Source organism: Herbidospora mongoliensis (assembly GCF_001570545.1).
Classification (GTDB): domain Bacteria; phylum Actinomycetota; class Actinomycetes; order Streptosporangiales; family Streptosporangiaceae; genus Herbidospora; species Herbidospora mongoliensis.
In genome coordinates this window covers 340,196-365,973 of record NZ_BBXD01000015.1, presented here as the reverse complement: position 1 = coordinate 365,973, position 25,778 = coordinate 340,196, and the positions used below count along the sequence as shown (strand labels likewise).

Here is a 25,778-nt window from a genome sequence, read left to right as displayed (position 1 = left end):
AATCGCCCGGAGTTTGCGACACCCCTATTCACAAAGTCTGGAGCCCAGACTCATCGGGGTTCTCGTTGCGGGATTCCCGCCCCCATATCTACCGTGCAAAAGATATTGCCGATATTCCCATCGCCATTTTCACCAATTGGCAGGCGGTCCATGACCACGATTTTCAGCGCGAAACCGCTGGCCCCCGCCACCACCCTGTCGGAGGTCCTGCACGCCCAAGCGGCGCGCCGTCCCCACGAGCGGGCCTACGGGTTCCTGCCGGACGGCGAAGAACTAACCGAAGCGCTCACCTACGCGGAGCTCGACGCCGCCGCGACCGACCGGGCCGCCGCGTTCACCGCGATGGGCCTGTCCGGCGGCAGCGCCATCCTGCTGCACCCGACCGGCCTGGAGTTCGTCCGCGCCATGTACGGCTGTCTGCGCGCCGGGGTGAGCTGCGCGCCCACCCCGCTGCCCAGCGGCAAGAAGGGTTTGGCCCGCCTGCGCGGGATCGCCGACGACGCGGGCACCACCGCCATCCTGACCACCGGGGCCGTCAAACGCGACCTGGAGGAGCGCTTCGCGGGCCGGCCGGAACTCGACGGCCTCGCGATCATCGACACCGAGTCGATGCCCCCGGCCGACCCCGGGCCGCTCGCCGAGCCCACCCCGAACGACGTGGCGCTGCTCCAGTACACGTCGGGGTCGACCGGGACGCCGAAGGGCGTCATGGTGACCCACGCCAACTTCCTGGCCAACGTGACCGAGACCGAGCAGTCGTTCCCCATCGACGACGACGCCGTGGTGGTGTCCTGGCTGCCGCTCTTCCATGACATGGGGCTGCTGCTCAGCGTCGTGTTCCCGCTGGTCGCGGGGGTGCCCGCCTACCTGATGCCGCCCGACGCGTTCATCCGCCGCCCGGCCCGCTGGCTGGAGGCCATCTCCCGCTTCCGCGGCACCCACGCGGCCGCGCCGAGCTTCGCCTACGAGCTGTGCGTGCGCGCGGCGGCCGAGGGCCGGGTGGACCCGGCGGTCGACCTGTCGACGTGGCGGGCCGCGATCAACGGGGCCGAACCGGTGCGCTGGCGGGTCGTGCGCGACTTCGCCGAGACGTTCGCGCCGTACGGGCTGGCGGCCACCGCCCCCTGCCCCGGATACGGCCTGGCCGAGAACACGCTGAAGGCCACCGCGAACCCGCCGCACCTGCTCCCGAGCGCCCTGTGGGTGTCGTCCGACGACCTGCTCGCGGGCCGGGTGACCATCCTCGACGAGGACGATCCGGCGGCCAAACCGGTGGTCAGCAGCGGCGTCACCACCGGTGGCACCCAGGTGGAGATCGTCGATCCGGCCACCATGACGGCCTGCCCGCCGGGCCGGGTCGGCGAGATCTGGATCCACGGCCCCTGCGTCGCGGCCGGCTACCTCGGCAGACCGGCCGCGACCGCCGAGACCTTCCTGGCCCGCCTGACCGGCGAGGAGGCCGAGCGGCCCCACCTGCGCACCGGCGACCTCGGGTTCGTCCACGAGGGCGAGCTCTACATCGCCGGGCGGCTCAAGGACGTCATCATCCGCAAGGGCCGCAACCACTATCCGCAGGACATCGAGCTGACCGCCGAGTCGGCCGACCCCGGCCTGCGGCCGAACTGCGCGGCGGCGTTCTCGGTGGACGACGGGCGGCGCGAGCGGCTGGTCGTCGTCGTCGAGGCCGACGGCCGGGTGCTCCGCTCGACCCGTCCCGACGAACTCCGCGACCGGATCCAGGAGACCATCCGCACGGAGCACCGCCTCTGGGCCGATGAGGTCCTGCTCGTCCGGCGCGGGCTGCTGCCGCGCACGACCAGTGGCAAAATCCAGCGCCGCGCCTGCCGCGCGGGTTATCTGAACGGCGAATTGAAGGCCGCCGACTGACCATTCTCCAGAAATGCCGACAGGGCCGCCGGGCGATTATCCGCCCGGCGGTCCTTTTATTTGGTCGGACAATCGGATTTCAGCTCAGCTGTTCGCGGATCAGGTCGATCAGCTCCTCGTCACTGGCGGCGTCGAGCAGGTCTTCCAGGTTGTCGCCGGCCGCCGCCTGCTCGGCCGCGGTCCACTTGGCGAGGAACGCCTGCAGCCGGACGGTGACCCGGACCCGCGACAGTTCGTCCGGCAGGCCGGCGGCCATCGCGGCCTCCATCGTGTCCAGCGCCGTGATCAACGGCTCGACGTCCGTGACCGGGTCGGCGCCGGGCAGCACGCCGTGCAGGTGCGCGGCGAGCGCGACCGGGGTCGGGTGGTCGAAGACGATCGTCGCCGACAGCGGGGTGCCGCACTCCTTCGCCAGCAGGTTGCGGAACTCGACCGCGGTCAGCGAGTCGAACCCGAGGTCGCGGAACGGGCGGCTCTCGTCGATCCGCTCGTCCGGGGCGTAGCGGAGCACGGCGGCGAGGGCGCGCCGGATCAGCTCCAGCAGCTCGGCCATCCGCTCCTGCGCGCCCAGCGCGCCGAGCCGGGTCCGCAGCCCGCCGTCGCCGGGCAGGTCGTCCGTCGCGACGGCGAGTTCGGGCAGGTCGCCGATGAGCGGGCTGGGCCGGGCGGCGGTGAACGTCTGCGCGAACCGGGTCCAGTCGACGTCGGCGACGGTCAGCGCGCTCTCGCCGTGGTCGACCGCCTGGGCCAGCGCCGACACGGCGAGGTCCGGGTCGAGGGCCCGCAGGCCCCGGCGGCGCAGGAACTCGGCCGCCTCACCGGAGACCGCCATTCCCGAACCCGCCCACGGGCCCCACGCCACCGAGGTCCCCGTCTGGCCCCGGTCGCGCCGCTGACGCACGAGCGCGTCGAGGTAGGCGTTGCCGGCGGCGTAGAGGCCCTGGCCGCCGCTGCCCCACGTGGCCGCGATCGACGAGAAGACGATGAACAGTTCCAGGTCGGCCGGGGTGAGCGCGTCGAGGTGGGCCGCGCCCGACACCTTGCCGCCGGTGATCTCGGGGATGTCGGCGAGGCCGGTCTCCGCCAGCGTCGCCGCCTGGGCCACCCCGGCGGCGTGCACGACGCCGATCAGCGGGAGATCCGCCGGGATCGCGGCCAGCACCTCGGCGAGCGCGCCTCGATCGGCGACGTCGCACTGCGCCACGGTCACCCGCGCGCCGTTCGCCGCCAGCTCGCCAGCCAGGTCGGCGGCCCCGGGCGCGTCCATGCCCCGGCGGCCGGTGAGCACGAGGTTCGCCACCCCGCGCCCGGCCAGCCAGCGGGCCACCGACGCGCCGAGGGCGCCGGTGCCGCCGGTGATCAGGACCGTGCCGGGCCGGGACGGCGTCCAGGGGGTCGCGGTCGATTCCGGACGGGCCGCCCGGACGAGACGCCGGGCGAGCGCCCTGCCGCCGCGCAGGGCGACTTGGTCTTCGCCCATGCCGCCGAGCACCGCGACCAGGCCTTCCCGACTACGGGAGTCCAGGCCGGCGGGCAGGTCGATCAGACCGCCCCAGCTCCGCGGCCGTTCCAGGGCGGCGACCCGGCCGAGGCCCCACAGCTGGGCGTCGTCCGGGCGGATCAGCCTGTCGGTGCCGTCGACCGCCACCGCGCCGCTGGTCAGCGTCCACAGCGGGGCGTCCAGCTCGGCGTCGCCGAGGGCGTGGAGCAGGGTGAGCATCGTGGCCAGGCCGCTGTGGCGGCCGGGCCGGTAGACGATCCCGCCGACGGCCGGCGCGGCCGCGCGGAGGCGCTCGGCCAGCTCCCGCCGGTCGAGGCCCGCCGGGGTGAGCGTGACCACGTCGGCGCCGGCCGCGCGCAGCGTGTCGGCGAGGAGCAGGTCGTCGTCGGGGGTGACGAGGATCCAGGTGCCGTCCAGCGCACCGGGGTGAACCGTCACCGGCTTCCATTCGACCTGGTAGCGCCATGAGTCGACCACGTCGCCGGACGGTGCCGGGGTCCTGGGCCAGAAGCGCTGCCGCTGGAAGGCGTAGGTGGGCAGGTCGACCCGGCGACCGGCCCGCAGGACCGCCGGCCAGTCGACGTCGGCGCCGGTCGTCCACAACCGGGCGAGGGCCGTCAGGGCGGTTTCGGCTTCGTCGCGGTCGCGGCGCATCAGCGGCGCGAACACGCCTTCTGCCGACTGCTGCGCCATCGCGGAGAGCACGCCGTCGGGGCCGAGTTCCACGAACCGGGTCACGCCCTGGTCGTGGAGCTGGGTGACGCCGTCGGCGAACCTGACCGTCTCCAGGACCTGGCGGACCCAGTAGCCGGGTGTGGTCATGTCGCCCGACACGATGGGGATCTGCGGTTCGGTGAAGGTCAGCGTGTCCAGGACCTGGGCGAATTCGTCCAGCATCGGTTCCATGAGCCGGGAGTGGAAGGCGTGCGAGACCTTCAGCCGGTTGCTCTTGAAGCCACGAGACACCCACTCGTCGATGACGTCGGCCGGGCCGGAGATCACCACAGACTGAGGGCCGTTGATCGCGGCGATGTCGATGCGCTCGTCGTCGATGTCCGCCGCGGTGGCCTGGAGGGCGAGCATCGCTCCCCCTTCAGGGAGCGCCTGCATCAACCGGCCTCGCGCGGCCACGAGGGTGCACGCGTCTTCCAGGGACAGAATCCCTGCGCAGTGGGCTGCGGCGACCTCGCCGATCGAGTGGCCGAGCAGGTAGTCCGGGGTCACGCCGAGCGACTCCAGTAGGCGGAACGACGCCACCTCGACCGCGAAGAGGCCGGCCTGTGTGTAGACGGTCTGGTCGAGGTCGGTGCCGTCGAGGATGACGTCCCGGATCGGCCGGTCGAGGAGGAGGTCCAGTGCCGCGCAGACGGCGTCGAAGGCGTCGGCGAACACCGGGAACGCCTCGTACAGACCGCGTCCCATGCCGACCCGCTGTGAACCCTGGCCGGTGAACAGGAACGCCGTCCGGCCTTCGGCGGAGACACCCGAGACCACGCCCGTCGCGGGTTCGCCCACGGCGAGAGCGTCCAGTCCGGAGAGCAGTTCCGGGTGATCGCCGCCGATGATCACCGCACGCTGGGTCAGCGCGGCCCGGGTCGTGGCGAGCGACCAGGCGACGTCCACCGGAGGCAGGTCCCGAACCGCTTCCCGCAAGCGCTCGGCCTGTGCTGCCAGCGCCTCGGCCGTCCGGCCGGACACCAGCCAAGGTGCCGGGCCTTGCGATGCCGGGGCCGAAACCGGGGCGGGGTCGCCCTGTTCGATGATCACGTGGGCGTTGGTGCCGCTGACGCCGAACGAGGAGACACCCGCTCTGCGCGGGCGGTCCGTGGCGGGCCACGGTCTCGGCTCGGTCAGCAGTTCGACCGCGCCGGTCGACCAGTCGACCTGCGGCGTCGGCTCGTCCACGTGCAGCGTCGCGGGGAGCACGCCGTGGCGCATCGCCTGGACCATCTTGATCACACCGGCGACACCCGCCGCGGCCTGCGTGTGGCCGATGTTCGATTTGATCGAGCCCAGCCACAGGGGCCGCGCTCTTTCTTGTCCGTACGTCGCCAGCAACGCCTGCGCCTCGATCGGGTCGCCCAACCGGGTGCCGGTGCCGTGCGCCTCCACCGCGTCGACCTCCGAGGGGTCGAGACGTGCTCCGGCCAGCGCCTGGCGGATCACCCGTTCCTGCGAAGGGCCGTTGGGGGCGGTCAGGCCATTGGACGCGCCGTCCTGGTTGACCGCGCTGCCCCTGATGATCGCGAGCACCTCGTGGCCGTTGCGGCGGGCGTCCGACAGGCGCTCCACCAGTAGGACGCCGACGCCCTCGCCCCAGCCGGTGCCGTCCGCTCCGGCGGCGAACGCCTTGCACCGGCCGTCGGCGGCCAGGCCGCCCTGCCGGTCGAACTCGGCGAAGGCGCTCGGCGTGGACATCACCGTCACGCCGCCGGCCAGCGCCATCTCACATTCGCCGCTGCGCAGCGCCTGGGCCGCCCAGTGCAGTGCCACCAGCGACGACGAGCACGCGGTGTCCACGGTCACGGCCGGGCCCTCCAGCCCGAACACGTACGAGACCCGGCCCGACAGCACCGACGCCGCGTTGCCCGTGGCCACGTGCCCTTCGACCTGCTCGTCCGAGGCGGCCAGCAGCGCGCCGTAGTCCTGGCCGTTGGTGCCGGCGAAGACGCCGACCGAGCGGCCCCGGAGTGAGCGCGGGTCCAGCCCGGCCGACTCGAACGTCTCCCAGGCCGCTTCGAGCAGGAGCCGCTGCTGCGGGTCCATCGCCAGCGCCTCACGAGGCGAGATCCCGAACAGGGCCGCGTCGAAATCCGCCACGTCGTCGACGAACCCGCCGACGCGCGCGTAGCCGGAGTTCATCGGCCAGCCACGGTCGGCGGGGAAGGCCGACAGGCCGTCGACCCCGTCGGCCACCAGCCGCCACAGCTCCGCCGGGCTGGTCACCCCGCCGGGGAAGCGGCAGCTCATGCCGACGATCGCGATCGGTTCGTCCAACCGGCCTTCGACCATCACCTCGTCGGCCGGAGCATGCCCGTCGAACAGTTCCCCTTCCAGGAACCCGGCCAGCACCATCGGGGTCGGCCGGTCGAAGACCAGCGTCGCGGGCAGCCGCAGTCCGGTCTCGGCGTTCAGGCGGTTGCGGAACTCCACCGCCATCAGCGAGTCGAAGCCGAGTTCGCGGAAGGCCTGGGAGGGCGCGATGGCCTCGCCGGAGTCGTGCCCGAGCACGGCGGCGGCCAGCGCCCGGATGGTGTCGAGCAGGAGTTGCCCGCGCCGGCGCGCCGGGACGGCCGCCAGTTCCTCGCGCAGGCGGGAGACGCCCACAGTCGTGGTGGGCAGCGCGATCACTTCGGGCAGGTCACGCAGGAGCGGGCTCGGCCGGGTGGCCGAGAACGCGGGGGCGAAGGCCGTCCAGTCGATGTCGGCGACCATCAGGTTCGGCTGGTCGTGGCCGATCGCCTGGGCCAGCGCCCGCACCGCCGTTTTCGGCGCCATCGGTGACACGCCGCCACGGCGCAGCCGCTCGGTCGCGGCCCTGCCGGTGGCCATGCCGTCCTGGGCCCAGGGGCCCCACGCCACCGACACGCCGGGGAGGCCACGGTCGCGGCGGTGCCGCATCCACGCGTCGAGGAAGGCGTTGGCCGCCGCGTAGTTGCCCTGACCGGCGCTGCCGATCGCGCCCGCCATCGAGGAGAAGGCCACGAAGAAGTCCAGGTCGGCGTCCCGGGTCAGCTCGTCGAGGTGGACCAGGCCCGACGCCTTGGCGGACAGCACCGTCTCGAACCGGTCGGGTGTCAGCGCGTCGAGCAGGCCGTCGTCGAGGACGCCGGCCGCGTGGATCACGCCGGTCAGCGGGAGGTCGGCCGGGATCCCGGCCAGGACCGCCGCGACCGCGTCCCGGTCGGCCGCGTCGCACGCGGCCACGGTCACCCTGGCTCCCAGCGCGGTCAGCTCCGCCGCCAGGTCGGGGGCCGTGCCGCGCCGCCCGGTCAGGACCAGGTGCGCGACGCCGCTTTCGGCCAGCCAGCGGGCGACGACCGCGCCCAGCGCGCCGGTGCCGCCGGTGACCAGCACCGTGCCGGGCCGCTTCGGCGACCACGGAACCACGTCGTCGTCGGCGGCGGTGCGCCCGAGCCTGCGGCCGTACACACCCGAGGCGCGGATCGCGACCTGGTCCTCATCGCCGGTCAGGACCGTGACGAGGCGCTGTCCGGCCCGCTCGTCGAACGTTTGCGGGAGGTCGATGAGGCCGCCCCAGCGGTCGGGGTACTCCAGGGCCGCCACCCGGCCGAGCCCCCAGATCTGGGCCTGTACGGGATTCGCCAGCGGATCCGACCGGCCGATCGAGACCGCGCCGACGGTCATCGCCCACAGCGGGGCCTGGATGCCCGCATCGCCCAGCGACTGGAGGAGCGTGAGTGTCGTGACCAGGTCGGTCAGGCTCACCACGCCTGCCACGTCTTCGAGGCGCTCTGTCAGTGCGGCGCGGTCGATGTCCGTCACGACCAGGCGGACCACGTCCGCGCCGGCCGAGGCGAGTGCCGCTTCGACCTGCTGGGCGAGCGGCTGCTCCTCTGTCACGACCAGCAGCCAGCGGCCCGTCAGCGTGCCGGTCTTCTCGCTGGTCAGCGGCTTCCAGGTGACCTGGTAGCGCCACGACTCGACCGCCGAGTCCTGGCGGCGGCGCTTGTGCCACGACGACAGAGCGGGCAGCAGGCTCTCCACGTTCTCGGGCTGCGTGTCGAGGGTGTGGGCGAGTTCGCCGAGGTCCTCGCGTTCGACGGCGTCCCAGAAGCGGGATTCGACCACGTCGCCCGTGATGACCGCGGGCACCGGCCTGGGCCAGTAGCGGTCGCGCTGGAAGGCGTAGGTGGGCAGGTCGATCCGGCGTCCGCCCGGCAGGACGGCCGGCCAGTCGACGTCGGCGCCGGTCGTCCACAGCTGGGCGAGCGCGGTCAGCGCGGTTTCGGCTTCGTCGCGGTCGCGGCGCATCAGCGGGGCGAACAACCCGTCGGCCGACTGCTGCGCCATCGCGGACAGCACCCCGTCGGGGCCCAGTTCCACGAACCGGGTCACGCCCTGGTCGCGCAGGTGGGTGACGCCGTCGGCGAACCGGACCGCCTCCCGGATCTGGCGGACCCAGTAGCCGGGCGTGGTCATGTCGCCGGACACGATCGGGATCTGCGGTTGGGCGAAGGTCAGTGTGGTCAGGACCTGGGCGAATTCGTCCAGCATCGGTTCCATGAGCCGCGAGTGGAACGCGTGCGAGACCTTCAGCCGGTTGCTCTTGAAGCCACGAGACGCCCACTCGTCGATGACGTCGGCGGGGCCGGAGATCACCACCGAGTTGGGGCCGTTGACGGCGGCGATGTCGACGCGATCGTCGGTGATCTGGTCTTCGGTGGCCTGGAGCGCGAGCATCGCGCCGCCGGGCGGGAGCGCCTGCATCAGGCGGCCTCGGGCGGCCACGAGGATGCACGCGTCTTCGAGCGTCAGGATCCCCGCGCAGTGAGCGGCGGCTACCTCGCCGATCGAGTGGCCCAGCAGGTAGTCCGGGACGACCCCGAGCGACTCCATCAGTCGGAAGGACGCGACCTCGACGGCGAAGAGTCCGGCCTGGGCCCACATGGTCTGGTCGAGGTCGGTGCCGTCGAGGATGACGTCTCTGATCGGCCGGTCGAGTAGAAGGTCCAGAGCTGCGCAGACGGCGTCGAAGGCCTCGGCGAACACGGGGAACCGGGCATACAGGCCACGCCCCATCCCGGCCCGCTGCGATCCCTGACCGGTGAACAGGAACGCCGTCTGTCCGGCGGTCACGGCCCCGGACACCACGCCGGGCCTGCCGGCGGTCAGCGCGTCGAGGCCCCGGAGCAGGCCCGCGTGGTCTTCGCCGACGATCACGGCTCGATGGGTCAGCGCCGTTCTCGTGGTGGCGAGTGACCAGGCGACGTCGCGCGGGTCGTCGCTCTCCGCGGTGAACGCGCGCAACCGTGCCGCCTGGTCACGCAGTCCTTCGGCGGTGGTGGCGGAGATCGTCCACCCGAGATGACCAGGGTCGCCGATCGGCGCGGCCGGTTCCGTCGATCGGGCCGGTGCGGCTTCGAGGATGATGTGCGCGTTGGTGCCGCTGATCCCGAACGAGGAGACGCCCGCGCGGCGCGGCCGCTCCGCGGAGGGCCACGGCCGGGCCTCGGTCAGCAGTTCGACCGCGCCGGTCGACCAGTCGACCTGCCGGGACGGCTCGTCGACGTGCAGCGTCGCGGGGAGCACACCGTGGCGCATCGCCTGGACCATCTTGATCACACCGGCCACCCCGGACGCCGCCTGGGTGTGGCCGATGTTCGACTTGATCGAGCCGAGCCAGAGGGGCTCGTCCCGGTCCTGACCGTAGGTGGCCAGGAGCGCCTGGGCCTCGATGGGGTCGCCGAGGACCGTGCCGGTGCCGTGCGCCTCGACGGCGTCGACGTCGGACGGCCGGAGGCCCGCGTCGGCCAGCGCCTGCCGGATCACGCGCTGCTGCGAGGGGCCGTTCGGCGCGGTGAGGCCGTTCGACGCGCCGTCCTGGTTGATCGCGCTGCCGCGCACCACCGCGAGGACCTCGTGCCCGAGCCGCTGAGCGTCGGAAAGACGCTCCACCAGCAGGACGCCGACGCCCTCGCCCCAGCCGGTGCCGTCCGCCGCGTCGGCGAAGGACCTGCACCGGCCGTCGGAGGCCAGGCCGCCCTGCCGGTCGAACTCCACGAACGCCGCGGGTGACACCATCACGGTCACGCCGCCGGCCAGTGCCAGCTCACACTCGCCCCGCCGCAGCGCCTGCACCGCCAGGTGCAGCGCCACCAGCGACGATGAGCACGCCGTGTCCACCGTCACGGCCGGGCCTTCGAGCCCGAAGGTGTAAGCGACGCGGCCGGAGATCACGCTGTTGGCGGTGCCCGCCAGGAGGTAGCCCTCCGCGCCGTCCAGCCCCTCGGCCAGGCCGCCGTATCCGGACGACGACGCGCCGACGAACACGCCGACCGGGCGTCCCTTGAGTGAGCGTGGGGCGATCCCGGCCGACTCGAACGTCTCCCAGGCGGCCTCCAGCAGCAGCCGCTGCTGCGGGTCCATCGCCAGCGCCTCGCGCGGCGAGATCCCGAACAGCCCGGCGTCGAACTCGGTGGCTCCGTCGACGAAACCGCCCTGGGCCGCGTCGGCGTCGACCAGGTCGACGGGCCAGTCGCGGTCGGCCGGGAAGCCGGTGACACCGTCGAAACCGCCCGCGACCAGGTCCCACAGCTGGGCCGCACCGCGCACGCCGCCCGGGTAACGGGCGCCCATGCCGACGATCGCGATCGGGTCGTCGACGGACGCGTCGGCCGCGACCGGCCGGGCGGGCTCCAGCACGTCACCGGCCAGTTCATCGGCCAGCTGATCGGACAGGTGGGCGGCCAGCACGGCCGGGGTCGGATGGTCGAAGACGAGGGTGGCCGGGAGGACGAGTCCGGTCTCCGCGCCCAGCAGGTTCCGCAGTTCGACGGCGGTCAGCGAGTCGAAGCCGAGGTCGCGGAAGGCCCGGTCGGCGTCGATGGTCTCCGCCGACGCGTGGCCGAGCGCGGTGGCTGCGCGGGCTCTGATCAGGTCGAGCAGCATCCGGTGGCGGCGGGCGGTGGGGGCCGCCGCGAGGTCGGCGCGGAACGCCGAGCCGTGGTCGGCGGCGACCGGCGCGAGGGTCCTCGCGGCCTCCGGCAGGTCGGCGAGCAGGGCGCTGTGCCGTCCGGAGACGAAGCTCGGCGCGAAGCGCGCCCAGTCGACGTCGGCGACGGTCACGCAGGTCTCGTCCCGGTCGACGGCTTGGGCCAGGGCGAGGACGGCCAGTTTCGGGTCCATCGCGAGCAGGCCACGGCGGCGCAGGAACTCCTCCGTCTCGCCCTCGACGGCCATGCCGGCGCCCGCCCACGGGCCCCACGCCACGGACGTGCCGGTCAGGCCTCGGGCCCTGCGCCGCTGAACGAGCGCGTCGAGGTGGGCGTTGGCCGCCGCGTACACGCCCTGGCCGCCGCTTCCCCAGGTGGCGGCGATGGAGGAGAAGACGACGAACATGCTCACGTCGTGGGTCAGTTCGTCGAGGAGGGCCGCGCCGGTCGCCTTGACGTCCAGCACCCGTCTGATCTCGGGCTCGTCGGTGGCCGCGAGGGGGGTGGCCTGCCCGGCGCCCGCCGCGTGCACCACGCCGGTCAGGTCCGGGATCACGGCCAGGAGCGCGGCGAGCGAGTCGCGGTCGGTGACGTCGCAGGCGGCGACGGTGACCTCGGCGCCGAGTTCGGTCAGCTCGGCCACCAGGTCGGCCGTGCCGGGGGTGTCGGCTCCCCGGCGGCCGGTCAGGACCAGGCGGGGGACGCCTCGCCCGGCCAGCCAGCGGGCCACTTCGGCGCCCAGGGCTCCGGTGCCGCCGGTGATCAGGACGGTGCCCGACGTCGTCCACGGTGTGCCGCCGGAGTCGGCGGTCGCGCGGGCCAGCCGTCTGCCGTACAGGCCGGCGCCGCGGATGGCGACCTGGTCTTCTCCGGTACGACCGGCGAGCACGGACACCAGGCGGCGCGCGGTGGTCGCGTCGGGGACGGCCGGGAGGTCGATCAGGCCGCCCCATCGCCGCGGGTGCTCCAGCGCCGCCACCCGGCCCAGCCCCCAGGCCTGTGCCTGGTCGGGGGCGCGCAGCGGGTCGGAGCGGCCGATCGAGACGGCGCCGCTGGTGATCACCCAGAGGGGGGCGTCTTCATGGGTCCGGAGGGCGGCCAGCGATTCGGCCACCACTTCGGAGCCCGGGATGAGGACGACTCCGGCGAGGTCGCCATGCCTTGAGGTCTGGTGGTCCAGGACGTCCGCGCCGGCGTCGCGCAGGGCGGCGGCCACGTGAACGGCCAGGTCGGAGCCGGGCGGCGCGGCCAGGAGCCAGGTTCCTGTCAGGCTGCTTTCCGCGGAGCCGCCGAGGGGCTTCCAGGTGATCTGGTAGCGCCATGAGGCGATGGCCGTCTCCTGGCGGCGTGAGCGTCGCCAGGCGGAGAGGGCGGGGAGCACCGTCTGGAGCTGTCCGGGGGTGTGGTCGAGGTGGAGGGTGTCGGCGATCTCGGTCGCGTCTTCGCGGTCGACCGCGTCCCAGAACCGTGCTTCGGCGGGGTCCGACGGTGAGGACTGGGCGAGCGGCTCGGGCCAGTACCGCTGACGCTGGAAGGCGTAGATCGGCAGGTCGACCCGGTTCCCGGGGCGCAGCACGGTCGGCCAGTCGACTTCGGCGCCGGTCGTCCACAACTTGGCGAGGGCTGCGAGGGTTGTCTCGGCTTCGTCGCGGTCGCGGCGCATCAGGGGTGCGAACGTCCCGTCGGCGGACTGCTGGGCCAGGCCGGACAGGACGCCGTCCGGGCCCAGCTCCACGAACCTGGACACGCCTCGCCCGCTCAGACAGGTGACGCCGTCGGCGAACCGGACCGCCTCGCGGACCTGCCGCAGCCAGTAGGCCGGGGACGACAGCAGGCCCGGCTCGGCGACTTCGCCGGTCAGGTTCGACACGATCGGGATACGCGGTTCGGCGAAGGTCAGGGCGCCCAGGACCTGGGCGAATTCGGCCAGCATCGGTTCCATGAGCCGGGAGTGGAAGGCGTGGGAGACCTTCAGCCGGTTGTTCTTGAAGCCACGAGACGCCCACTCGTCGATGACGTCGGCGGGGCCGGAGATCACGATTGACTGAGGGCCGTTGACGGCGGCGATGTCGATGCGGTCATCGGTGATGTCGTTCTCGGTGGCCTGGAGGGCGAGCATCGCACCGCCCGCCGGGAGGGCCTGCATCAACCTGCCACGCGCCGCGACCAGGGTGCACGCGTCTTCCAGTGACAGCACGCCTGCGCAGTGGGCGGCGGCGATCTCGCCGATGGAATGTCCCAGCAGGTAGTCCGGGGTCACTCCCCACGACTCCAGCAGCCGGAACGAGGCGACCTCGACGGCGAAGAGGCCTGCTTGGGCCCACATGGTCTGGTTCAGGTCGAGTGCTACGTCACGGATCGGCCGATCGAGGCGAAGGTCCAGCTGATCGCAGACGGCGTCGTAGGCAGCGGCGTACACAGGGAACCGCGCATGGAGACCACGCCCCATTCCGGCCCGCTGCGAACCCTGGCCGGTGAACAGGAACGCCGTGCGCCCCTCACTGGCCACGCCCGACACCACCTGGGCGGAGGACTCGCCAGAGGTCAGCGCGTCGAGACCCGACAGCAGGTCGTCGGAGCCCAGCACCACCGCGCGCCGGTCCAGCGCCGTGCGCGTGGTCGCCAGGGACCAGCCGACGTCGGCCGGGTCCAAGGCCGAAACGTGTTCGCGCAGCGAACGGGCCTGCGCGCGCAGGCCGTCGACGGTCTTCGCGGAGACCAGCCAACCCAGCACACCTGCGTCGGCGGCCGACGCACCCTCGCCGGCGCCCGGCGTCGCCTCGTCCGTGACTGGTCCGGTCTCACCGGTGTCCGGCGCGGCTTCGATGATGACGTGCGCGTTCGTGCCGCTGATCCCGAACGACGAGATCCCCGCGCGGCGCGGTCTCTCGCTCAGAGGCCACGGCCGGGCCTCGGTCAACAGCTCCACGGCACCCGTCGTCCAGTCGACCTGCGGGGTCGGCTCGTCCGCGTGCAGCGTCGGCGGCAGCACGCCGTGGCGCAGCGCCTCGACCATCTTGATCACTCCGGCGACACCCGCCGCCGCCTGCGTGTGGCCGATGTTCGACTTGATCGAGCCCAGCCACAAGGGCTGCTCTCGGTTCTGTCCGTACGTCGCCAGCAGCGCCTGCGCCTCGATCGGGTCGCCCAATCGGGTGCCGGTGCCGTGCGCCTCCACCGCGTCCACCTCGGAGGGAGTGAGCTTGGCACTTGCCAGCGCCTGGCGGATCACGCGCTGCTGCGCGGGGCCGTTCGGAGCGGTCAGGCCATTGGACGCGCCGTCCTGGTTGACCGCGCTCCCCCGCACCACCGCCAGCACCGGGTGGCCGTTGCGCTGAGCGTCGGAGAGCCGTTCGACCACCAGCAGGGCGACGCCTTCGGACATGCCGGTGCCGTCGGCGTCGGCGGAGAAGGCCTTGCAGCGGCCGTCGGAGGCCAGGCCGCCCTGCCGGTCGAACTCGGTGATCACGCCGGGGGCGGCGAGCACGGTCACGCCGCCGGCCAAGGCCAGATCGCACTCGCCGTTGCGCAGCGCCTGCACGGCCAGGTGCAGGGCCACCAGCGACGACGAGCATGCGGTGTCCACGGTCACGGCCGGGCCTTCGAGCCCGAACGTGTACGCCAGCCGGCCGGACGCGATGCTGGTCGCGCTGCCGGTCATCAGGTGCCCGACCGCGTTCTCCGGCACCCGCATGCCGAGGCCGTACTGGGAGGCGGCCGCGCCGATGAAGACACCGGTGGGCGTGCCGTGCAGGTGGGACGCGGGCAGGCCGGCGGACTCGAACGCCGCCCACGCCGATTCCAGCAGCAGTCGCTGCTGCGGGTCCATCGCCAGCGCCTCACGCGGCGAGATGCCGAACAGGTCGGCGTCGAACTCGGTCGCCCCGTCGACGAAACCGCCGCGCGCCGCGTCGCCCGTGACGACGTCGACCGGCCAGTTCCGGTCGGCGGGGAACGCCGAGACCGCGTCCTGGCCCGTGCTGACCAGCCGCCACAGGTCGGCCGGCGAGGCGACCGCGCCGGGCAGGCGGCAGGCCATGCCGACGATCGCGATCGGGTCGCCGAGTGCGGCGGCCGGCGCCGGGCGGGCGGCCGCCACCGGTTCGGCCTCGCCGAGCAGCCGGGTGGCGAGATGCTCGGCGAGCGCGGCCGGATTAGGGTAGTCGAAGACCAGCGTGGCGGGCAGCCGGAGGCCGGTGGCGGTGTTCAGCCGGTTGCGCAGTTCGACCGCCGTCAGCGAGTCGAAGCCGAGGTCGCGGAACGACTGCCGCGCGCCGACGGCGTCCGCCTGGGCGTGCCCGAGCACGGTGGCGGCGTTGCCTCTCACCAGGTCCAGGAGGATCTGGCGGCGGTCGCCCGGGGACGAGCCGTGCAGCCGCCGGGTGAGCGTGTCGGGGGCGCCCGCATCGCCTGCGGCCGCTCGGCGGCCGGTCCGCCGGACCAGGGCGCGCATCAGCGCCGGAACCTCCACGCCGCCGCCGGTCAGGTCGAGGGTGATCGGCACCAGGTGGGCGGCGGGCCGGGTGCGGGCGAGGTCGAAGAGCGCCAGTCCCTGCTCGTCGCTCAGGGTGCCCGCACGGGTGGCGAGGTGTTCGGTCATCGTGCTCGCCCGCTGCCACAGGCCCCAGCCGAGCGACTGCGCGGGCAACCCACGGGCGCGGCGGTAGGACGCCAGACCGTCGAGGAAGCTGTTGGCCGCGGCGTAGTTGGCCTGGCCGCCGGTGCCGAGCGTGGCCGAGGCGGAGGAGTAGAGCACGAACATGGCCAGATCGGCGTCGAGGGTCAGGTCGTGCAGGTTGAACGCGGCGTCGACCTTGGGCCGCAGCACGGCGGCGAGCCGTTCGGGCGTCATCGCCTCGAACACGCCGTCGTCCAGGACCCCGGCGGCGTGCACCACGCCCGTCAGCGGGTGCGCGGCCGGGATCGCGGCCAGCGTTTCCGCCAGGGCGTCGCGGTCGGCGGCGTCGCAGGCCGCCACGGTGACCCGGGCACCCAGCGCTTGGAGGTCGGTGACCAGCTCGGCCGCTTTCGGAGAAGTCCCACCGGCCCGGCTGAGCAGCAGGAGATTCCGCACGCCGTGCTCGGTCACCAGGTGCCGCGCCAGCAGGCCGCCGAGGGTGCCGGTGCCGCCGGTGATCAGGACGGTGCCGTCCGGGTTCAGCGGTACGGGCATCGTCAGCACGTTCTTGCCGACGTGCCTGGCCTGGCTGATGAACCGGAACGCGGGCACGGCGTCCCGGACGTCCCAGGCGGTGATCGGCAGCGCGTTCAGCGTTCCGGCCTCGAACAGGGCGAGGATCTCCGCGAGGATCTCGCCCACCCTCTCCGGACCGGCTTCCGCGGGGTTGAACGCCCGATAGCGCACGCCCGGATGGTCCGCCGCCACCCGGGCCGGGTCGCGTAGGTCGGTCCTGCTCATGTCGGCGAACCGGCCACCGTCGGCCAGCAGCCGCAGCGAGGCGTCGACGAACTCCCCTGCCAGGGAGTTCAGCACCACGTCCACACGGGGGAACCGCTCTTCGAAGGCCAGATCTCTGGACGAGGCGATGTGCGCCTCGTCCAGGCCCAGGGTCCTGAGCGTGTCCCATTTGCCGGGGCTGGCCGTGCCGTACACCTCAAGTCCCAGATGGCGGGCCAGCTGGACTGCGGCCATGCCGACGCCACCGGCGGCGGCATGCACCAGCACGGACTCTCCCGGACGGGCCGCCGCGACGTCGACCAGCCCGTAGTAGGCCGTGACGAACACGACCGGCAGGGACGCCGCCTCGGTGAACGACCAGCCGGTGGGGACGCGGGCCAGCAGCCGCCGGTCGGTGACCGCGCGTGCGGCGAAACCGCCCTCGAAGAAGCCGAACACGCGGTCGCCCACGGCCAGGTCGGTCACGTCCTGGCCGATCTCGGTCACCACGCCCGCGGCTTCGCCGCCCATCTTCTGGGTCCGGTCCGGGTACATGCCGAGCGCGATCAGCACGTCGCGGAAGTTAACCCCGGCCGCGCGCACCGTCACCCGCACCTGGCCGGCGGCCAGCGGGGCGTCCGGTTCCGTGACCAATGCGAGGTTCTCCAGGGTGCCCTCGTCGGTGATGTCCAGCCGCCAGGTGTCCTGGCCGGTGGGGACTGCGAGGTCGGCGCCGGTGTTCCGGCGGGCCAGCCTGGGCGCCCATGCCTGGCCGGCGCGTAGCGCGATCTGCGGCTCGTCGTCGATGAGCGGCCAGACCTCCGGGTCGCCGCCCGCCGGGTCGCGGTCGATCAGGACGATCCGGCCGGGGTTCTCCGACTGCGCGCAGCGCAGCATTCCCCAGATGGCGGCACCGGCCAGGTCCGTGACGGCACCGCCGGGGCCTGCCGGGGTCGCGCCGCGTGTGGTGACCACGAGGCGACCGGCGGAGTCTTCCGCGAGCATCCGCTGGACCTTGCGCAGCGCGTCCGCCGTGGCCTGGTGGACCGTCTCCGCCGAACTCTCCAGGTACGACAGGTCCAGCACCGGCGTATCGGTGTCGGCGGTGCTCGTCGCGGGGAGCGGGATCCAGTCGACGGCGAACAGGGCGTCGTCGACGCTGTGGTCGCGCAGCGCGTCCGGGGCGATCTCGCGCAGGGTCAGCGACTCGATGGCGATCACGGGCGCGCCGGTGGGGTCGGCGGCCTGCAGCTCCAGTCTGTCCGGGGAGGTGGTCAGGGCCACTCGCAGCGTGGTGGCCTGGGTGGCGTACAGGCCGACGCCGTTCCAGGCGAACGGCAGCCGGGTGCCGGGCCCGGCGCTTTCCGCGAAGCTCACCGCGTGGAGGGCGGCGTCGAGGAGGGCGGGGTGCAGGCCGAAACCGGCTGGTTCCACGCCTGAGGGGAGCTCCACCTCGGCGTAGATCGTCTCGCCGTCCCGCCAGGCCGCGCGCAGGCCCTGGAAGGCCGGGCCGTAGCCGTAGCCTGCCTCGGTCAGGCCGTCGTAGAACCCGTCCAGGTCCACCGGCCGGGCACCGGCGGGCGGCCATGCCGCGAGGTCGAAATCGGCGGGCGACGTGTCCACGTCCAGGAGACCGGTCGCGTGGCACACCCAGGGCCCGTCTTCCGTGGCGCGGGAGTGCACCTCCACCGTGTGGTCGGCCCCGACGCCGACCTGCACCGCGACCCCGCCCTGGGCCGGGAGCACCAGCGGCGCGTGCAGCACCAGCTCCCGCAGCGCACTGCATCCCGCCTGGTCACCGGCTCGCAGCGCCATCTCGACCAGCGCGGTCCCCGGCACCACGACCTGCCCGAGGACGGCATGGTCGGCCAGCCATGGGTGCGTAGCCAGCGACAGCCTGCCCGTCAGCACGAACCCGCCACCGGCCAGCGGCACCGCCGCACCGAGGAGCGCATGCCCCGCCGCCACCTGGCCCACGGCCGCCGCGTCGCCCGTGTTCGCGGCCCGCTTCGGCCAGTAGTGCTCGCGCTGGAAGGCGTATGTCGGCAGGTCGACGCGTCGGCCACCGGGCAGGAACCCGGTGAAGTCGACGTCGACGCCCGCGCACCAGGCTTCGGCCAGCGAGGCCAGGAACCTGTCCTGGCCGCCGTCGTTTCGGCGCAGCGTGCCTACCGTGACTGCTTCTTCCGCTGTTTCCTGTACGCCGATCGTCAGCACCGGATGCGGGCTGCATTCGACGAAAACGGTTCTACCGTCGGCGATGAGCGATCGGGTGGCCTGCTCGAACTGCACCGGGGAGCGGAGGTTCTGGTACCAGTAGGCGGCGTCCATCGTCGCGGTGTCGATCGGCACGCCCGTGATGGTCGAATACAGCGCGACGTCCGAGGTGCGCGGGGTGATCGGGGCCAGCGCGGCCAGGATGTCGTCGCGGATCTGCTCGACCTGGGGTGAGTGCGAGGCGTAGTCCACCGGAATCCGGCGGGCCCGGATCCCCCGGGCTTCACATTCGGCGATCAGGTCTTCCAGCGCCTGCGGCGTGCCGGCAACCACCGTCGACGACGGTCCGTTGAAGGCCGCGATCCCGTGGGGGAACAGCTCTTCCACCTGCTGATGTCCAGCGGCGATCGAGACCATGCCGCCGCCACCGGCCAGCGCGATCAGCGCCTTGCTCCGCAACGCCACCACGCGGGCGCCGTCTTCCAGCGACAGCGCACCCGCCACGACCGCGGCGGCGATCTCACCTTGCGAGTGCCCGATAACCGCCGAGGGATGGACGCCATGCGCCCGCCACGTCGCCGCCAGCGACACCATCACCGCCCATAGAACGGGCTGAACCACATCGACGGGATCGAGGCCGGTGCCGTCGCGGAGCACTTCGCTGAGAGACCAGTCCACGAATTCGGAGAGAGCCGTCTCGCATTCGGCCAGCCGCTCGCTGAACACCGGGGAGGTGTCGAGAAGACCCTGCGCCATCCCGACCCACTGCGAGCCCTGACCGGGGAAGACGAACACCACGCCACCGGCCTGGGAGCTCCCCCGCACCACGTTCGGCGCGGATTCCCCGGCGGCCAGCGCGCCCAGCCCGGTCAGCAACACCTCACGCTCAGACCCGAACACGACCGCCCGATGCTCCATGGCAGCCCGCGCCAGCAGCGAGTGACCCACATCCACCGGTGTTAGCTCCGCGACCGGGCCGAGCAGCCGCTCGGCCTGCGCCTTGAGAGCCTGCTCCGACCGACCGGACACCAACCACGGCACCGGCCCGGCAAGCTCCCGGTCATCCGAGGCGGAACCCGGCCCCGCGAACTCGGCATCATCCGAGGCGCCCAGGGAGGCCGGGTCACCCTGTTCGATCACCACGTGCGCGTTGGTGCCGCTGATCCCGAACGAGGACACACCCGCCCGGCGCGGCCGGTCCGTCGAGGGCCACGGCCGGGCCTCGGTCAGCAGCGCCACCGCGCCCGTCGACCAGTCCACCTGCGGCGTCGGTTCGTCCACGTGCAGGGTCGCGGGCAGGACGCCGTGGCGCATCGCCTGGACCATCTTGATCACACCGGCCACACCTGCGGCCGCCTGGGTGTGGCCGATGTTCGACTTGATCGAGCCCAGCCAGAGCGGCTCCCGCCGGTCCTGACCGTAGGCGGCCAGCAGGGCTTGGGCCTCGATCGGGTCGCCCAGGCGGGTGCCGGTGCCGTGCGCCTCGACGACGTCCACGTCAGAGGGCTCAAGGCGGGCGTTGGCCAGTGCCTGGCGGATCACCCGCTCCTGTGAAGGCCCGTTCGGGGCGGTCAGACCGTTGGAAGCGCCGTCCTGGTTGACCGCGCTGCCCCGGACCACCGCGAGAACCTCGTGGCCGTTGCGCCGGGCGTCCGACAGGCGCTCCAGGACGAGCAGGCCGACGCCTTCGCCCCAGCCGGTGCCGTCGGCAGCGCCCGCGAAGGCCTTGCAGCGGCCGTCGGCGGACAGGCCGTCCTGCTTGTCGAACTCGGTGAACACCCCCGGGGAGACCATCACCATGACGCCGCCGGCGAGCGCCATCTCGCACTCGCCGTTGCGCAGGGACTGGACGGCGAGATGCAGCGCCACCAGCGACGACGAACAGGCGGTGTCGATCGTCACCGCCGGGCCCTCGAGGCCGAACGTGTAGGACACCCTGCCGGACAGCACGCTGCTCACGGTGCCGGTGAGCATGTGCCCCTGGGCGCTGGCGGGCATGTCCATGCCGATGCCGTAGAACGACGCCGAACCGCCGATCAGCACGCCGGTCCGCGAGCGCCGTACCGAGAGCGGATCCATCCCGGCCGACTCGAAGGCCTCCCAGGACGCCTCCAGCAGCAGCCGCTGTTGCGGGTCCATCGCCAGCGCCTCGCGCGGCGAGATCCCGAACAGCCCGGCGTCGAACTCCGCCGCGTCCTCGACGAACCCGCCCCGCCGCGCCCGGCCGCCGGCGTCCTCGGGCCAGCCGCGGTCCGAGGGGACGATCGTGATGCCCTCCCGGCCCGACGACACCAGGTCCCACAAGTCCTCGGGGGTGCCGACGCCGCCCGGGTAGCGGCAGCTCATCCCGATGATCGCGATCGGTTCGCCGTCGACGGGCGCGGCCGATGCGCCGATCGCCGGATCGGCCGGATCGGCCGTGCCGAACATCTCGGCCAGCAGGAACTCGGCCAGAGTCAGCGGGTTCGGATGGTCGAACACCAGCGTGGCCGGCAGTCTCAGCCCCGTCTCGGCGACGAGCAGGTTGCGCAGTTCCACCGCCGTCAGCGAGTCGAACCCCAGCTCGCGGAACGCGCGGCGCGGCTCCACCACCGCCGCCGACGCGTGCCCCAGCACGGCCGCCGCGTGCGCCCGCACTGCCTCCAGCAGCAACCGCGCCCGCTCCGCCGCAGGCGCCGCCGCCAGCGAGTCGCGCAGCGCGAACCCACCACTCTTGGCGATTTCGTGCCCAGCTCCCTGATCAGTCAGGGCGCGGGCCACCTCGGGCAGGTCGCCCAGCAGCGGGCTCGGGCGGCCCGACACGAACGCGGGCGCGAAGCGCTCCCAGTCGACGTCGGCGACGCTGACGCAGGTCTCACCGTGGTCGATCGCCGCCGCGAGGGCCCGGATCGCCACCGCCCTGTCCATCGTGGGCAGACCCCGGCGGCGCAGGTAGTCGGCCATCTCACCCTGCATCGCCATGCCGACCTCGGCCCACGGACCCCACGCCACGGAGGTCCCGCTCAGGCCACGCCCCCGGCGGTTGCGCACGAGCGCGTCCAGGAAGGCGTTGCCCGCCGCGTACGCGCCCTGGCCGCCGCTGCCCCAGGTGGCCGCGATCGAGGAGAACACCACGAACAGCTCGCAGTCGCCCGCGAGCTCGTCGAGCGCGACCGCGCCGCCCACCTTGGCGCGCAGCACCTCGGCGACGCCGTCCGGGTCGGCCTCCATCAGCGTGCTCGCCACGTCGACTCCGGCGGTGTGCACCACGCCCGCCAGCGGGAACTCGGCCGGGATGGCGGCCAGCAGCCCGGCCAGCGCGTCCCGGTCCGCCACGTCGCATGCTTCGACCGATACCCGGGTTCCCAGGGCGGTCAGCTCGGCCACCAGGGCGTCCGCGCCTGGTGCGGCGGCGCCCCGGCGGCTGGTCAGCAGGAGATGCGGCACGCCTCGACCGGCCAGCCAGCGCGCGACGTCACCGCCCAGACCGCCGGTGCCGCCGGTGATCAACACTGTGCCGTCGGTTGTCCACTCTCTTATCGGCGCCGACGGTGCGGGGGCCCGCACCACCCGGCGGCCCAGCGCGCGCCCATCCCGCAAGGCGACCTGGTCTTCGTCGCTTTCGCCGCTCAGGAGTTCGGCGAGCAGGGCCGTGGTCGGTCCGTCCAGGACCGGCGGCAGATCGATCAGCCCGCCCCACCGGGCAGGGTGCTCCAACGCCGCGACTCTGCCCAGGCCCCACAGCAACGCCTGGTCAGGCGTGTCCAAATGATCATCGTCATCGACCGCTACCGCACCCCGGGTCAGGCACCAGAGCGGAGCCTCGATCCCGGCGTCACCGAGCGCCTGAACCACCAGCAGCAGCGCCGCCAGATCGGCACCGGGTGTCGCGGCCCCGGCGGCGAGCACGACCCCGGCGAGCTCGGCCTGGTTCAGCTCGGCCGCGAGCCCGTCCCGGTCCAGCTCGGCTGGGAGGACCAGTCGGGCCGTCCGCGCACCGGCCGTTTGCAGCGCGGTCTCCACCTCGGCTGCCACGCCCGTCTCGTCGGCGCTGACAATCAGCCAGGTTCCGGTGAGCGTGGCGGCATCGTGTGGGGCGGTAATGGGCTTCCAGTCGACCCGGTAGCGCCATGAGTCGGCGATCGATGCCTGGCGCCGGGATCGTCGCCACGACGACAGGGCGGGCACCATGTCGTTCAGTACTCCTGGGGCGTCCTCCAGCCGGAGTGTGGTGGCGAGCTCGGCGAGGTCCGCGCGCTCCACGGCCGACCAGAACCGGGCGTCGTCGTCATTCGACGATTCGGCCACCGGCTTGGCAGCCGCGGGGGGCCAGTAGCGTTCGCGCTGGAAGGCGTAGGTCGGCAGGTCTATCCGACGCCCGCCGGGCAGGAGCGAGGACCAGTCGACCTCGGTGCCCGTCGTCCATAACCGGGCCAGAGCGGTCAGCGCCGTGTCCGCCTCGTCGCGGTTGCGGCGCATCAGCGGGGCGAAGACCACATCGTCGACCGACTGCTGGGCGAGGCCGGACAGGACACCGTCCGGGCCCAGTTCCACGAATCGGGATACCCCCTGCTCGTGGAGGTAGGTCACACCGTCGGCGAACCTGACCGCCTCCCGCACCTGGCGGATCCAATAGCCGGGCTCGTTCATCGCGCCGGGGCGGCCCGTCACGTTGGACACGATCGGGATCTGCGGTTCGGCGAATGTCAGCGTGTCCAGGACCTGGGCGAACTCCGCGAGCATCGGCTCCATGAGGCGGGAGTGGAAGGCGTGCGAGACCTTCAGCCGGCTGTTCTTCAGGCCGCGCGCGGCCCACTCGTCGATGACGTCGGCGGGGCCGGAGATCACGATCGAGTCGAGGCCGTTGACGGCGGCGATGTCCACGCGGTCATCAGTGATCTGGTCTTCGGTGGTCTGGAGGGCGAGCATCGCGCCACCCTCAGGGAGCGCCTGCATCAACCTGCCTCGGGCGGCCACCAGCGTGCACGCGTCCTCCAGCGACAGCACCCCGGCCACATGGGCTGCGGCGATCTCACCGATCGAGTGGCCCAGCAGGAAGTCCGGAGTCACCTGGAGCGACTCCAGCAGCCGGAACGCCGCCACCTCGACGGCGAAAAGTCCTGCCTGGGCCCACATGGTCTGGTTGAGGTCGGTGCCGTCGAGCACCACGTCACGGATCGGCCGGTCCAGACGAAGGTCCAGCTGATCACAGACGGCGTCGTAAGCAGCGGCGTACACAGGGAACCGGGCATAGAGGCCACGCCCCATACCGGCCCGCTGCGACCCCTGACCGGTGAACAGGAACACCGTCCGGCCGTCGCGCACGGCCCCGGACACCACACCGGATCTCACGCCGGGCTTACCGGCGGTCAGCGCATCAAGACCGTTCAGCAGGCCGTCCCGGTCAGGACTCAGCACCACCGCGCGGTGATCCAGCGCCGCGCGGGTCGTGGCAAGCGACCAGGCGAGGTCGCGCGCATCCGCGTCGGACTCCGCGACGAATCCGCTCAACCGCTCCGCTTGAGCGCGCAGCCCTTCGGGGGTCTTCCCAGAGACCACCCAAGCCAGGGCATCCGCATCACCTTCAGGAGCGGACGACTTGGCCTCAACAGCAGCCGACGTGCCCCTGGCGACAATCGGAGCGCGTGACGCGGCTTTGGCAGCGGCCGGCACGCCCTCAGCGACAACCGAGGCGGCCGAACCCGCAGCGGTCGGCGCGGTCTTGTCGACGACCGAGGTGGGCTGTTCTGTCGTGGCTGGGCTGTCTTCCAGGATCACGTGGGCGTTGGTGCCGCTGACGCCGAAGGCCGAGACGCCGATGCGGCGGGGGCGGTCGGTGCGGGGCCATGGGCGGGGGTCGGTCAGGAGGCGGACGCCGCCGCCCGTCCACTCGACGTGGGGGGTGGGTTCGTCGGCGTGCAGGGTGCGTGGGAGCAGGTCGTTGCGCAGGGCCAGGACGCTCTTGATGACGCCGACGACGCCGGACGCGGCCTGGCTGTGTCCCAGGTTGGACTTGACCGAGCCGAGCCACAACGGCCGGGCCGGATCGCGGTCCTGTCCGTAGACGGCTTGCAGGGCCTCGGCCTCGATCGGGTCGCCCAGGCGGGTGCCGGTGCCGTGGGCTTCGACGGCGTCCACTTCGGTCGCGGGGACGCCCGCGTTGGCGAGCGCCTGGCGGATGACGCGCTGCTGGGAAGGGCCGTTGGGGGCGGTGAGGCCGTTGGAGGCGCCGTCCTGGTTGACCGCGCTGCCGCGTACGACCGCGAGCACGGAGTGTCCGTTGCGCTGGGCGTCCGAGAGGCGTTCCAGCAGCAGGACGCCGACGCCTTCGGCCCAGCCGGTGCCGTCGGCCTCTGCTCCGAACGACTTGCATCGCCCGTCGGAGGCCATGCCGCCCTGTCTGGCGAACTCGGCGAAGCCAGCGGGGGTGGTGATCACGGCGACGCCGCCGACGAGGGCCAGGCCGCATTCGCCCTGTCGTAGCGCCTGGACGGCGAGGTGCAGGGCCACCAGCGACGACGAGCAGGCGGTGTCGACGGTGACGGCGGGGCCCTCCAGTCCGAACACGTAGGACAGGCGGCCGGAGAGCACGCCGCTCGCGGTGCCGGTCAGGTGGTAGCCCTGGGTGTTCTCCGGCATCTCGCCGACCGTGTCGTAGCCGGAGGCCGAGGCGCCGACGAAGACGCCGGTGTCGCCGCCCGCCACCGAGTGCGGGTCGATGCCCGCCCGTTCGAAGGTCTCCCAGGCCGCCTCAAGCAGCAGGCGCTGCTGGGGGTCCATCGCCATCGCCTCGCGGGGGCTGATGCCGAACAGCGTGGCGTCGAAGTCGGCCGCGTCTTGGACGAAGCCGCCCCGCGTCGCGAACCCGGCGTCGTCGAGGTCCCAGCCGCGGTCGGCGGGGAAGTCGGCGATGGCGTCGACGCCGTCCTCCACCAGCCGCCACAGGTCGTCGGGGCGGCTCACTCCTCCGGGCAGGCGGCAGCTCATGGCGACGATGGCGATCGGTTCGCGGGCCGCCGCCAGGATCTCCCGGTTCTGCCGGCGGAGACGTTCGACCTCCTTGAGCGAGGCGCGGAGCGCTTCGACGGCCTTGTTCCCACGATCGTTCATCGAGTTCTCC

At 72.9% G+C, this 25,778-nt stretch carries 2 protein-coding genes; one reads left to right on the top strand and one right to left on the bottom strand.

The window, feature by feature from the left end; translation table 11 throughout:
- Positions 1–150 precede the first annotated feature (150 nt).
- A complete protein-coding gene (locus AW272_RS22485) occupies positions 151–1,887 on the top strand; it encodes a fatty acyl-AMP ligase (protein WP_066368520.1) in 1,737 nt (578 codons plus the stop codon).
- Between the two features lie 79 nt (positions 1,888–1,966).
- Here the strand turns inward: AW272_RS22485 and AW272_RS45205 are convergent, their stop codons facing one another.
- Positions 1,967–25,768 carry a type I polyketide synthase gene (locus tag AW272_RS45205; protein ID WP_275527309.1) on the bottom strand — a complete coding sequence of 7,934 codons (23,802 nt, stop codon included), beginning with the start codon at positions 25,766–25,768 and terminating at the stop codon, positions 1,967–1,969.
- Positions 25,769–25,778: the final 10 nt, after the last annotated feature.

What these genes read in the sequence shown, in the direction of transcription:
- AW272_RS22485 (WP_066368520.1), top strand. Translation starts at nt 151, where the DNA reads ATGACCACGATTTTCAGCGCGAAACCGCTGGCCCCCGCCACCACCCTG.
- AW272_RS45205 (WP_275527309.1), bottom strand. Translation starts at nt 25,768, where the DNA reads ATGAACGATCGTGGGAACAAGGCCGTCGAAGCGCTCCGCGCCTCGCTC.